Below are 13,241 nucleotides of genomic sequence, written 5' to 3'. Positions count from 1 at the left end.
TTGACTCGAATATGTGCATACATAATCCTTTCACGCAGGGATTAATCAAGCGAAATGAGTCGATCATGCTTCTGGTGAACGCGACGGTGGCCACGATGGGCGAGGGCGCGCCTTACGGGCTGATCCCCGACGGGGCGGTGCTGCTGGAGGGCGACCGGGTGGCCTGGGTCGGGCCGCGCGCCGAGGCGCCAGAGGCCGAGACGCGCGACATGGGCGGGCGGCTGATCACACCCGCGCTGATCGACTGCCACACCCATCTGGTTCACGCGGGCGACCGTGCGCGGGAGTTCGAATTGCGCCTGCAGGGGGCGAGTTACGAGCAGATCGCGCGCGAAGGCGGGGGGATCCTTTCGACGGTCACCGCCACCCGTGCGGCGAGCGTCGAGGAGCTGGTTGCGCTGGCCCTGCCGCGTCTGGATGCGCTCTTGTCCGAGGGTGTCAGCGTGGTCGAGGTGAAGTCGGGCTACGGCCTGACCATCGAGGCCGAACTCAACATGCTGCGCGCGGCGCGGGCGCTGGAACAGCACCGCCCGGTGAGGATCGTGACAAGTTTCCTCGCCGCCCATGCGGTGCCGCCGGGGGCCGAGCCGGAGGCCTATATCGACGAGGTCTGCATTCCCGCGCTGCATCAGGCCCATGCGGAAGGGCTGGTCGATGCGGTCGATGGCTTCTGCGAGGGGATTGCCTTCACGCCCGCGCAGATCGAGCGGGTGTTCGAGGTGGCGAAGGCGCTCGGCCTGCCGGTGAAGCTCCATGCCGAACAGCTCTCGCATCTGGGCGGAACGGAGCTGGTGGCGCGATATGGCGGGCTGTCGTCGGATCACGTGGAATACGCGACCGAGGCCGATGCGCGGGCGATGGCCGAGGCGGGCACCGTCGCCGTGCTGCTGCCGGGCGCGTTCTATACGCTGCATGAAACGCAGATGCCGCCCGTCGCCGCCTTCCGCGCCCATGGCGTGCCGATGGCGCTGGCGACCGACGCAAACCCCGGATCGTCGCCCATGTTCTCGCTGCTTCTGGCCGTGAACATGGGCTGCACGCTCTTCCGCCTGACCCCGGAGGAGGCGTTGAGGGGCGTGACGGTGAACGCGGCCAAGGCGCTCGGGCTCATCGATTGCGGGCAGATTGCCGCCGGAAAGCGCGCGGATCTGGCGGTCTGGGATGTGAAACAACCGGCGGAACTGGCTTATCGCTTCGGCTTCAATCCCCTGGCGGAACGCTGGATCGGCGGGGAGGTCGTGGCATGATCCTGACCCCGGGCGCGGCGACGCTGAGGCAGCTGGAGGCGGTGTGGCGCGGGGCGACCCCGGCGCTAGACCCGGCGGCTTACCCTGCCATCGAGGCCGCCCATGCCGAGGTACAAAAGGCCGCCGCCGGGGAGGATCCGGTCTACGGGATCAACACCGGCTTCGGCAAGCTTGCTTCGATCAAGATCGCGGCCGGGGATACGGCGGCGCTGCAGAGGAACCTCATCCGTAGCCATGCTTGTGGCGTCGGCAAACCGCTGGAGGAGGACACCGCGCGGCTGATGATGGCGCTGAAACTCCTGTCTCTGGGTCGTGGCGCGTCTGGCGTGGCGCCTGCCACGGTGCGGCTCATCGAGGGGATGCTCGCCAAGGGCGTCACCCCGGTCATCCCCGAACAGGGATCGGTCGGCGCCTCGGGCGACCTTGCGCCGCTGGCCCACATGGCCCTGGCGATGATGGGCGAGGGCGAGGCGGTCTTCGACGGCCAGACCTTGCCGGGGGGCGAGGCGCTGGCCCGCGTGGGGCTTGATCCGGTGAGTTTCGGCCCCAAGGAAGGCTTGGCGCTGATCAACGGCACCCAGTTTTCGACAGCCTGCGCCTTGGTGGGGCTCTTCACCGCCTGGGCCAACCTGCGCGCGGCGATCACGGTCTCGTCGCTCTCGACCGATGCGATCATGGGCTCCACCGCGCCGCTTTTGGCCGAGATCCACGCCCTGCGCGGTCAGCCCGGCCAGATCGAAGTAGCCGCCGCGATGCGGGAGCTGATGGAGGGCTCCGAGATCCGCGAAAGTCACCGCGAGGGCGATACCCGCGTGCAGGATCCCTATTGCATCCGCTGCCAGCCGCAGGTGACGGGGGCCGCGCTGGACCTTCTGCGCATGGCCGCTGGCACGCTGCGGATCGAGGCCAATGCGGTGACGGACAATCCGCTCGTGCTGCTTGGTGAGGGTCGGATCGTCTCGGGCGGGAATTTCCATGCGGAGCCGGTGGGGTTTGCCGCCGACATGATCGCGATTGCCCTGTCGGAGATCGGGGCGATTGCACAGCGCCGCGTGGCGCTGATGGTGGATCCGACCTTGAGTTTCGACCTGCCGCCCTTCCTGACGCCCGCGCCGGGCCTGAACTCCGGCCTCATGATCGCCGAGGTCACGACGGCGGCCTTGATGAGCGAGAACAAGCACCTGGCGAACCCGTGTTCGACGGATTCCACCCCCACGAGTGCCAACCAGGAGGACCATGTCAGCATGGCCGCCCATGGCGCGCGGCGGCTGGCCCGCATGAACCTGAACCTCTCGCGGATCTTGGGCGTCGAGGCGATGTGCGCCGCGCAGGGCGTGGAGTTTCGCGCGCCCTTGCAGACAAGCCTCGCATTGCAGGGCGTGCTGGCCCGGTTGCGGTCACGTGTGCCCACGATCCGCGAAGACCGCTACCTCGCGCCCGATCTGGAAGCGGCGGGCGAAATGGTGGCTTCCGGCGCTTTGTGCGAGGGGCTGGACCTGCCGGAACTGGAGGGCGTGGCATGACCCCGGTTGAAGTTCAACAGGGCGACCGCCCCGTCATTCTGGGCCTGCCCCATACCGGCACCTTCGTGCCCGATGAGATCCATTCGCGGTTGAACGCCCGCGGGCGGGAGCTGTCGGATACCGACTGGCATATCCATCGGCTCTATGACGGGCTGCTGCCCGGCGTGACCACCGTGCGCGCCACGTTTCATCGCTACGTTGTCGACGCCAATCGCGATCCTTCCGGCGCGAGCCTTTATCCGGGGCAGAACACCACCGGCCTCGTGCCGCTCACGGATTTCGACGGCGCTGCGATCTGGGCCGATCCGCCGCGCGAGGCGGATATAGCGGCACGGCGGGAGGCGTTCCACACCCCCTATCACGCCGCCCTGCAGGCGGAGATGGAGCGGGTGCGGGCCATCCACGGCGTGGCGATCCTCTATGATTGCCACTCGATCCGGTCGGTGATCCCGCATCTTTTCGAGGGGCTCTTGCCCGATTTCAACATCGGCACGAACAGCGGCACCACCTGCGCGCCCGAGATCGAGGCCGCCGTCCGCGGGATCTGCGCCGAGGCGACCGGCTATACCCAGGTGCTGAACGGCCGCTTCAAGGGCGGCTGGACGACCCGCCACTATGGCCACCCCGATCAGGGCTTCCACGCCATCCAGATGGAACTGGCGCAGTCGACGCATCTTGTCGACGAGACCGCCGGTTGGGCCTACGCCCCCGAAAAGGCCGACCGCCTGCGCCCGCATCTGTCCCGCATCCTGACAACCCTGGCCGACCTGGCCCCAAAGCTGAAGGGCTGACCCATGACCGACCCCCGCCACAACATCCGCGACGTCTTCCCCGCCACGGGGACCGAGATCACCGCGAAAAGCTGGCTCACCGAGGCGCCCATGCGGATGCTGATGAACAACCTGCACCCCGATGTGGCCGAAAACCCGCATGAGCTGGTGGTTTACGGCGGCATTGGGCGCGCGGCGCGCACGTGGCATGATTTCGACCGGATCGTCGCCAGCCTGAAGGAGCTGGAAGAGGACCAGACCCTGCTGGTGCAGTCGGGCAAGCCCGTGGGCGTTTTCCGCACCCACAAGGACGCGCCGCGGGTTCTGATCGCCAATTCGAACCTCGTGCCGCATTGGGCGACATGGGACCATTTCAACGAGTTGGATAAGCGGGGGCTGGCGATGTATGGCCAGATGACCGCCGGGTCGTGGATCTATATCGGGTCGCAGGGCATCGTGCAGGGCACCTATGAAACCTTCATGGAAGCGGGCCGCCAGCACTATGGCGGCAACCTGAAAGGCCGCTGGATCCTGACCGGCGGGCTTGGCGGCATGGGCGGCGCGCAGCCTCTCGCTGCCGTCATGGCCGGGGCCTGCTGCCTGGCCGTGGAATGCGACGAGACCCGCGCCGAGTTTCGCAAGCGCACCCGCTATGTGGACGAGATCACCCATTCGCTGGATGACGCACTCGCCATGATCGAGAGCTGGACCAAGGCGGACGAGGCGAAATCCGTGGGGCTCATCGGCAACGCTGCCGATATCTTCCCCGAACTCGTCCGGCGTGGCGTGCATCCCGATATCGTGACCGACCAGACCTCCGCCCATGACCCGATCCACGGCTACCTGCCGCAGGGCTGGAGCGTGGGGGAATGGCGCGACAAGCAGGAAAGCGACCCCAAGGCTGTGGAACGCGCGGCGCGGGCCAGCATGAAGGTGCATGTGGCTGCCATGGTCGATTTCTGGAACGCGGGCGTGCCGACGCTGGATTACGGCAACAACATCCGGCAGGTGGCGCTGGAGGAGGGCTTGGAGAACGCCTTCGCCTTCCCCGGTTTCGTGCCCGCCTATATCCGGCCGCTCTTCTGCCGGGGCATCGGGCCGTTCCGCTGGTGTGCCCTGTCTGGCGACCCGGAGGATATCTACAAGACCGACGCCAAGGTGAAGGAACTGGTCGACGACCCGCATCTGCACAACTGGCTCGACATGGCGAAGGAGCGGATCGCGTTTCAGGGCCTGCCCGCGCGGATCTGCTGGGTGGGTCTCGGCGTGCGCCACAAGCTGGGGCTCGCCTTCAACGAGATGGTCCGGAACGGAGAGCTGAAAGCCCCCGTGGTGATCGGGCGGGACCATCTGGACAGCGGTTCCGTCGCCTCGCCCAACCGGGAAACCGAGGCGATGAGGGACGGCTCGGATGCTGTGTCCGACTGGCCGCTCCTGAACGCGCTTCTGAACACGGCGTCAGGGGCCACCTGGGTCAGCCTGCACCACGGCGGCGGCGTCGGCATGGGGTTCAGCCAGCACTCGGGCATGGTCATCTGCTGCGACGGGTCAGAGGACGCCGACCGGCGGCTGGAGCGGGTCCTGTGGAACGACCCTGCGACGGGGGTGATGCGCCACGCCGATGCGGGCTACGACATCGCCCTCGACTGCGCGCGGGAGCATGGGTTGGATCTGCCGGGGATCTTGTGATAGGAGACGGCCCCTCGATAGCGAGGGGCCAGCCGCCTGGCGGGTTGGGGTGCGGGTGCATATGCTAGTACGGACGGCAGCGACGCGCAGAAAGCGGAATTTGTAAAGCTGGCACCTTTCGTCCATCTTGAGGGCGCAATCCGCTCATGGACGAAGCGGCGCCGCGGCACTAGAGATCTTGGATTGTCATGCACGCGGCTCCTATTGAGAATGTTTCAATTGAATTCGCAAGATAGATCATACAAACACAGAGAATTATTCGACGCTGGGGTTGAAGCCCTTCAAGGTATTGGCGTCGAAGGAAAATTCTATAAATGTCCAATTTGCCAACGTGATTACGATGAACGAGCTATCAAAAAAGATGCTCCAACTGATTATTGTCTTACTCTCGAACATGCGCCGCCCGACAGCATTGGCGGAAAGGTAGTCGCACTAACATGTAAAAGTTGCAACAATGCCCTTGGATCAAGATTGGACAGCCAGATTGCCGCCAGAGAGCAATTCTTTCGCTTCATCGACCCAAACAGGCCTGATCCCAAACCCTTCGCAGGAAAGATAACCCTGAGTGAAGATCCCAAAACTACTACTAATGTTCAAATTTCAGGAAAAATTGGTGGCGGGATCAATATCCGCGCAGGGAATAACAATAAGCCATCAAATCTGGTTGAAACACACAAGAGCCTCAAAAAGATACACCTATCTGGAGACGTGTTTCATGGAACACTTGGGCTGCCTGCCTATAATCTGAGTCTAGCGAAATTGGCTTTCCTTAAGAATGCCTTCCTTTGTTTATTTGGAAAATTTGGATATACATACGCCTTGAGCAAGCCAGCTAGATATATTGCCGACGGCTTTCTTGAGAAGGGGGATGTTGAAGTAGTGATGCTTCAGCCAATTAGTGGTTTTGAAAACAATATTTTGGTATGCGAAGAGTTTGGGGTTTGTTTTGTTGGCTTTGGTGACTTTCTTTTGGTTTGCCCGTGGATAAATGCCAGCATTGAAAAGTACGCCGCAGCCTGCCAGACCCCTGACTCTCTTTTGGGAAACTACAAGTCACTTTTTCCATTTGAAATGCCGCTCAAACTCGAAGCGATACTGGACAAGAGATCGAGCAGAAAAGCTTAGGGACTAGAACGCTGTTATCGCTTCGCGCATTGAAGGCCCGCTTTTTGACGAGGAGCTATCGTATGCGAAGGGAACTTCCCAAATTCACCCAGTTCGCATGCGGGGCCATCAAATGCTTGCATAAACGAATGACCGCTTCGGGCTGACTCCGGTCATTAGGGTGGCCCCGATGGATGGCAGCTCTGTCCCGCAAAACCGACCTCAAGCCCTCAACGAACCCCGAATAACCATTTTCCCTTGGCAGGTCGTGCAAAGCCTGTCAGCGTGAGGGGCAGCGAAAGGGAAAAGCGATGCTGGAGACTGTCCGACAGTTCCGCGACAGGCTGACCGGGAAATGGTCGGCTCGGTCCTGCTGGCCCTGTTTCATCATCAATATCCGCTCCTCCCCCGCTCTCTGATGATCCGCTGAACCCGGGGCCTCGCCCCAGATGACATGGCTGCCGCGATGGCAGCCCGGATGATTGGAGCTTTCCAGATGACCCTTACCCCAGACCTGCCCAAGGTGCAGGAGGACTACAAGCGCGACGGTGTCGTGCTGCTGCGCAACGCGGTTTCGCCCGAGTGGATCGAGAAGCTGCGCGCGGCGATTGACATCGAAGTGCAGAAGGGCGAGCGCTATTTCGCCTACAAGAACATGCGCGAAAACCCCGGCACGTTTCAGGATTTCTGCCTGCACTCGGATATAGGCGAGCGCGTGGCCGAGGTGGCCGGCAGCCCGTGGACCTCGCTCATCTACGACCAGATTTTCGTGAAGGAGCCGGGGACGAAAACCCAGACCGGCTGGCACACGGATCAGCCCTATTGGCCGGTCTCGGGGCCGATCATGACCATGTGGATCGCGCTCGATGACGTGGACGCGGACAATGGCGCGCTGGAATTCGTGCGCGGGTCGCACGCCTGGGGGGCCAAGTATCGGCCCTTCAAGACCGACCAGCTTGGCGCGTTTTCGCATTACCTGGAGGAGGGGAACCCGGACTATATCGACATGCCCGATTTCGAGGCGGATCGGGCGAAGTATGACATCTTCCACTTCCCGCAGATGGCGCCGGGCGATGCGCTCGCCTTTGATGGGATGAGCGTGCATTCGGCCATGGGCAACCGCACCTCGACCCACCGGCGGCGGGGCTACGCGATCCGTTTCGCGGTGGAGGGCGCCACATATGACCCGCGCGATGAGGTCACGGAATGGCTGCATGATGAGAGCCTTGCGAAGGGCGATCCCTTTCGGGGCGGGCGCTTCCCGGTGATCTACGCGGCGTGACCAGTGGGGGGCCGGGTGCCCGGCCCCTTGCGTCAGGTGACCTGCGCGCGCTGATCCTCGCGGCCCATGGAGACGAGGAGGGTGTCGCGGGCTTGCACGGCCTCGAACCCCGCCTTGTCTGCGATGCCTTTCCACTGGGCCAGCACCAGCGACTGTGCCACCGCGCCGCCTAGCGTCGCACCGGGGCCAGTCACGATGAAGAGGTCGGGGGCGAATTCGCGGGCCGCCGTGCGGATGGCGGCGGTGAAGTCGTAGGTCTCGCAGACCTGCGTGTCGAAGGTGTAGCGCCAGAGAGCCTGCGTGTCTGTGGCCCCGGGCCACCAGACCGACCCGCGCCCGTCGATAAGGGGTTTTTGCGGCTGGTGGAACAGCGTCGCGGGCAGGGCGGTTCGGCCCTGTTCGGCCACGGGCGCCTGAAGGCCCGTATGAAACGCCGCGTGATTGGCCAGCCGCATGGGGAAGCGGCCCCCGACCGGGGGAACGGCGGCTTCAAAGGCGTTCAGACCGGCCTCGTCGCCCGCAAGCACCAGCATTCCGCCGAGGTCGATGGAGAGGCGCAGCGTTTGCCCGTCGCGTGCGTCGATGTCAGCGACCAGCTCCAGCAGCTCCGCCTTGCGCGTCCTGTCCGCCCGCCAGTCGTCCCCCATCCACGGGTAGACCAGTTGCCCGCCAATAAGGTGCTCCTGCATCAGGCTGCCCATGGTGTCGACGACCCGGAATCCGTCCTCCGGCGTCAGCGCACCACCTGCGGCCAAAGCCAGATACCAGCCCATGGAATTGCCGGTGACGGCCACGACCTCGATATCCTCGGCCAGCGCCGCCGCATCGGCCAGCGAGCAGGCGCAGATGAGCGGCGAGGCCACGTCACCGCGCGAGTATTTCGAGACGCTGAACCGCTCCGCCCCGTCCAGTGCGGAAACAGTCTCCCGCCCCGCCTCGGCGCGGATCGCGTCGAAGCGCGCGACGAGATCCGAGCGGGCCCCGTGGTGGCGCCCCAGATACCCCAGTTCGGCTGCGTTATAGGTGCCCCGTCCGGGGCAGATCAGAACCGCCTTGCGTGTCATGCCATGCCTCCCGTCAGGGATTTCGCCGCGTGGTAGATGCCGTCCGCGGAAGGTAATGTCGCGCCATAGGCCGGGCCGGTGGCGATGAAGCTGTCCTCTGCCGTGACCCGTGCGAAACTGGCGATCCCGGCCTCGTGCAGATGGGCCATCAGCGCCTCTGCCTGCCCGCCAGTGAAGCGGCATTCATCGACCACCAGCACATGGGCCGCGCCGCGCACCGCCTCGATCATCGCGTCCACCGGCAGGGGCGCCAGCCAACGCAGGTCGATCACGCGGGTTCTGATCCCGTCCGCCTCCAGCCGCGCCTGCGCTTGCCGGGACAGGTAGTGGCCGTTGCCGTAGGTGATAATCGCCAGATCCTGCCCGTCGCCATGCTGGCCGATCTCGCCAAGCGGAATGCGCCGGTCCGGCGCGGGGTAGCTCGTCATCCAGCCGCCATCCCCAGCCTCGTGCAGGTCGCGCATGGGGTAGAGCGCAATGGGTTCGACGAAGACGACGACCCGCTGTTCCTCCCACGCCAGCCGCACGCATTCGCGCAGCATCATGGCCGCGTCTTCGCCGGTCGACGGGCAGGCGAGGATGAGGCCGGGAATGTCGCGCAGGACGGCGAGCGAGTTGTCATTGTGGAAATGCCCGCCGAAGCCCTTCTGGTAGCCAAGCCCGGCGATGCGCACCACCATCGGGTTGGTGAACTGGCCGTTGGAGAAGAAGGGCAGGGTGGCGGCCTCTCCCCTCAGTTGATCCTCGGCGTTGTGCAGATAGGCGAGGAACTGAATCTCGGGGATCGGGACGAAGCCATTGCCCGCCATGCCGATGGCATTGCCGAGGATGGACTGCTCATCCAGCAGCGTGTCGATCACCCGGTCCGGGCCGTAGCGCGCTTGCAGCTTCTGCGTCACGCCATAGACGCCGCCCTTGCGGCCCACATCCTCGCCCATCAGGACAATCTCGGGATGGTCCAGCATCAGATCGGTGAGCGCGAGGTTGAGGATCTTCGACAGGGGCTGTGGGGTCTCCATTGCCTTCATGTCGGCGCCGAAGGCGGCCGCCCGCGCCTCCGCCGAGGGGCCGTTCGTGGGTGCGCAATCCCGTTTCGGGGGGATGAGGCTGGCCATCACGCCTGCCGCGTCCTGCAACCGAGGACGGGTCATGGCCTCCTGCGCCACGCGGGTCACGCGGGCGTTGGTTTCTTCATAGATCGTCAACGCATCCTCTGCGGGCAGGGCGCCCGAGGCATCCAGCAGGCGGGCGGAATGCAGGAGGGGATCGTTCGCTTCGCCGGCCTCGACCTCCTCTTTCGACAGGTAGCTCAGCGCCACATCCGCGCCCGCGTGGCCGTAAAGCCGGACCGTGCGCAGGTGCAGGAAGGCGGGCTTTCTGCGGGTGCGGACATAGTCGGCAGCCTCCTGCGCGACTTTGTAGGTGTCGTAGATATCGAGCCCGTCGGCGCTGAAATACCTGATGCCGGGGCGGTGGCGCATGCTGGCTTCGATCCAGCCTTTCGGCGTCTTGACCGAGATGCCGATCCCGTTGTCCTCGCAGACGAAAAGCAGCGGCAGGGGCGTGGATTGCACCGATGTCCAGCCCGCCGTGTTGATGGCACCCTGCGCGGTCGAATGGTTGGCTGACGCATCGCCGAAACTGCACATGACGAGCGCGTCATCTTCGTAAAGCTTGTGCTCGGGCGGATGCCGCCGGGCAAGGCCGATGGAAAACGCCGCGCCGACCGCTTTGGGCAGGTGGCTCGCGATGGTGGAGGTCTGGGGCGGGATCATCAGATCGCGTGAGCCGAGCACCTTGTGCCGCCCGCCGGAAATCGGGTCTTCCGAGGAACAGGAAAAGCTCAGCAGCATGTCCCAGGTGATATTTTGCCCCGGCACCTGCGCGCTGCGCGCGATCTGGAAGGCGGCGTCGCGGTAATGCAGGAAGGCCGGGTCCGCAGGGCGTAGCGCGGCGGCGACGGCGGCCATGCCCTCGTGCCCTGAGGACCCAATGGTGTAGAAACCTTGCCCCGCCTTCTGCATCGCGCGGCTTTCCCGGTCGAGCGCGCGGCTGAGGCACTGCGACCGGAAGAGCGACACCGCCAGTGGTGCGGGCAGGCCCGGCGCGGGGGGGCTGCCGGGCGGGAAATCGCGCTTGGCCACGCGGGTCAGGAAATTGTCGTGGACGATCTGGGCGCGGTCCATGGGGGCCTCTGTTGGGTCTTGCCGTGCGATTTTGTTGAAGGAGATCGCAGCCGGGCTGTCACGTTCCCTTCTGAATTATTCGTATTTACACGGCAACGCCAATGATGAATTCTCCGAAGAGTTGGAGAAAAACTCACATGATTGCCTCTCGCCGGTTTCTTCCCTCACTGCCCTCTATGCTGGCGCTGGAGGCGGTGGACCGTCTTGGCAGCGCCACGGCTGCGGCGGAGGAATTGTCGCTTACCCACAGCGCTGTCAGCCGTCAGATCAAGGTGCTGGAGGATCAGTTGGGCGTCACGTTGGTGCAGCCGGGGCGGGGCGGGCTGCGGCTGACGCCCGCTGCGGTGGACTATTGCCAGACGCTCAGGGAAAGCCTGACGGCGCTGTCGCGCGCCTCGCTGCGGCTGAAGGCCAATCCCGATGGCGGCAGTCTTGACCTCTCGATCCTGCCCACTTTCGGCATCCATTGGCTGGCGCCCCGTCTGCGTCGCTTCAGCCTCGCGCACCCGGAAGTGTCGCTGAACCTGTCCACCCGCCTCAAGCCCTTCGATTTCACGCGAGAGCCCTTCGACGCGGCGGTCCATTTCGGCGCGCAGGACTGGCCGGGCGTGTCCTATCTCAAGATTGCGGGTGAAGAGGTGCTGCCGGTCTGCGCGCCGGGGGTGTTGGCAGGGCCGCTCGACCGTCCCGAGGCGCTGCTGGACCTGCCGCTGCTGCATCTCGATACGCGCGCCAGCGCGTGGGAGGATTGGTTCCGCCATCAGGGCGTCGATGTCAGCGCCCCGCGCGGCATGCTCTTCGACCAGTTCACCACCATCGCACAGGCCGCCGCGCTGGAGATGGGGGTTGCCCTGCTGCCCACCTTCCTCGCCGAAGCGGAAATCGCACGCGGGCGGCTGGTGGTGGCCTATGGCGGGCCGGTGGTCTCGACCGGCAGTTACTACCTCGTCTGGCCCAATGACCGGCCCATGCGCGCGCCGCTGGAACGGTTCGCGGAGTGGATCCGCTCGGATCTGTGAGGCATCAGGCGAAGGGCAGGGGCGCCAGCCGGGCGGCACGGGTTCCATCGGCCAGGGCGACGCTGAGACCGGTGGCGCTGTCGGCGATATCGGCGCGGATCAGGCCGACGCCGATATTCATCCCCAGGCGGCGGGACCGCGCTACCTCGCTGACATGACCGACCGGCTGGCCGTCCTGCAGCAGATCCACCGGATGGCCGTTCGGCTGCACCGGGTCGCCGTCCAGCACCAGCCCGACCCGGCGGCGCGCGGCGCCGTCCGCCGCGATCCGTTCCAGCGCCGCGCGACCGATGAAATCATGCCCTGCGGCAAGGTCGATCAGCGGGCCGAAGCCCATTTCGTAGGGATTTGTCCGATGCGTCTGCAACCGCATATCCGCGCCATAGGAAATCAGCCCGCTTTCCAGCCGCTCGGTATCATTCGGCGCGCCCGGTCCGATACCAAAGGGCCGGCCCGCCTCTTTCACCGCCTGCCACAGGTCGCCGCCCCGGCTGCCATCGGTCAGATAGAGCTCAAACCCGCCCTGTTTCGACCAGCCGGATCGCGCCAGCACCAGCGGGATGCCGTTCAAATCGGTTTCGCGGAACGCGAAATAGCGCAGCGCGCGCACCCAGTCCCCGAACAGCGTGGCGGTCACGTCTTCGGCCTTCGGACCCTGAATGGCCAGGGGCGAGACATCGGGCTCAAACACCTGAACATCCATGCGCTTTTCCCGCGCTACGGCGGCGGCCCAGAGATGAATATCGCTATCCGCGACCGACAGCCAATAGCGGGTGTCCTCCAGTTTCAGCAGAACCGGGTCGTTGATCAGCCAGCCATCGTGATCACATAGCGGCACATAGCGGCCCTGACCGACTTTTGTCGCCGACAGGTTGCGTGGCGTCAGGTATTGCGCCAGCGCGCCCGCATCGGGACCAGAGAGTTCCACCTGCCGTTGCGCGGCCACGTCCCACATTGCGACGCCATTCAACAGCCGGTCATATTCCGCCTCCGGGTCGCCGAAATTGCCGGGAATATACATGTGGTTGTAGACCGAGAAGGACCGCACCCCGTCAGCAACGGTTGCCTCGAAATAGGCGGATTTGCGAATGTTGGGACCGATATTGATGTCAAAGGACATTGGGGGCCTTCCGGGAAAACTGCGGTTGTCCCCTTGTTGAATCGGTTCCCGAGGAGTGCAAGCCGTTCTGTGCGCCTGCTGCCCGGTTTGGGCGCAAAGGCGGGTCCGTCAGCCTGATCCCGCGTGCGCGGTCCGAACCGCGCGCGTGACATGGCATATCTCTACCGGTGATGGGCAGGCGCACGCCGTTGTCTGCCGGATATGCAATCCGCCATTTACAAACTGTGAACGAAACGG

The 13,241-nt window shown here is 64.7% G+C and carries 10 protein-coding genes; 7 read left to right on the top strand and 3 right to left on the bottom strand.

All coding sequences use genetic code 11. The annotated features are described in order from the left end of the window. Positions 1 to 65: 65 nt before the first annotated feature. The 6 genes from hutI (at position 66) to EP237_RS12095 (ending at position 7,615) form a co-directional block, all read left to right on the top strand. A complete protein-coding gene (gene hutI / locus EP237_RS12120) occupies positions 66 to 1,247 on the top strand; it encodes an imidazolonepropionase (protein WP_240661614.1) in 1,182 nt (393 codons plus the stop codon). Then, complete coding sequence (gene hutH / locus EP237_RS12115) at positions 1,244 to 2,770, top strand: histidine ammonia-lyase (protein WP_127561159.1); 1,527 nt, start codon at positions 1,244 to 1,246, stop codon at positions 2,768 to 2,770. Before hutI ends, hutH begins: the two co-directional genes overlap by 4 nt. Further along, entirely contained in the window at positions 2,767 to 3,561 is a 795-nt protein-coding gene (gene hutG / locus EP237_RS12110) for an N-formylglutamate deformylase (RefSeq protein ID WP_127561158.1), read from the top strand. The genes hutH and hutG overlap by 4 nt, the downstream gene beginning before the upstream one ends. Positions 3,562 to 3,564: 3 nt before the next feature. After that, the gene (gene hutU / locus EP237_RS12105) at positions 3,565 to 5,229 is read left to right on the top strand and encodes a urocanate hydratase (protein WP_127561157.1); all 1,665 of its coding nucleotides are present in this window, start codon (positions 3,565 to 3,567) and stop codon (positions 5,227 to 5,229) included. A 210-nt stretch (positions 5,230 to 5,439) separates the two neighbouring features. Continuing rightward, positions 5,440 to 6,354 carry an HNH endonuclease gene (locus tag EP237_RS12100; protein WP_127561156.1) on the top strand — a complete coding sequence of 305 codons (915 nt, stop codon included), beginning with the start codon at positions 5,440 to 5,442 and terminating at the stop codon, positions 6,352 to 6,354. Positions 6,355 to 6,829: 475 nt separating this feature from the next. Then, positions 6,830 to 7,615 (top strand): phytanoyl-CoA dioxygenase family protein, encoded by a 786-nt coding sequence (locus EP237_RS12095; RefSeq protein WP_127561155.1) that lies wholly within the window; start codon positions 6,830 to 6,832, stop codon positions 7,613 to 7,615. 32 nt (positions 7,616 to 7,647) lie between these two features. On the opposite strand, the gene EP237_RS12090 is transcribed toward EP237_RS12095, so the two are convergent. Further along, positions 7,648 to 8,679: an ACP S-malonyltransferase gene (locus tag EP237_RS12090; RefSeq protein WP_127561154.1), complete on the bottom strand. Its 1,032-nt coding sequence runs from the start codon at positions 8,677 to 8,679 to the stop codon at positions 7,648 to 7,650. Next, complete coding sequence (locus EP237_RS12085; protein ID WP_127561153.1) at positions 8,676 to 10,865, bottom strand: thiamine pyrophosphate-dependent enzyme; 2,190 nt, start codon at positions 10,863 to 10,865, stop codon at positions 8,676 to 8,678. Before EP237_RS12085 ends, EP237_RS12090 begins: the two co-directional genes overlap by 4 nt. 137 nt (positions 10,866 to 11,002) lie before the next feature. Between EP237_RS12085 and EP237_RS12080 the strand changes: the two genes are divergently transcribed. Beyond that, on the top strand, positions 11,003 to 11,884 hold the full coding sequence (locus EP237_RS12080) for a LysR family transcriptional regulator (protein WP_127561152.1): 882 nt from the start codon (positions 11,003 to 11,005) through the stop codon (positions 11,882 to 11,884). Between the two features lie 4 nt (positions 11,885 to 11,888). On the opposite strand, the gene EP237_RS12075 is transcribed toward EP237_RS12080, so the two are convergent. After that, positions 11,889 to 13,004 carry a glycine cleavage T C-terminal barrel domain-containing protein gene (locus tag EP237_RS12075; RefSeq protein WP_127561151.1) on the bottom strand — a complete coding sequence of 372 codons (1,116 nt, stop codon included), beginning with the start codon at positions 13,002 to 13,004 and terminating at the stop codon, positions 11,889 to 11,891. Positions 13,005 to 13,241 lie beyond the last annotated feature (237 nt).

Source organism: Nioella ostreopsis, from assembly GCF_004000255.1.
In the GTDB taxonomy this organism is placed as follows: domain Bacteria; phylum Pseudomonadota; class Alphaproteobacteria; order Rhodobacterales; family Rhodobacteraceae; genus Nioella; species Nioella ostreopsis.
The sequence above is the reverse complement of the archived record's forward strand: the minus strand, read 5'-3'. Positions and strand labels throughout refer to the sequence as shown.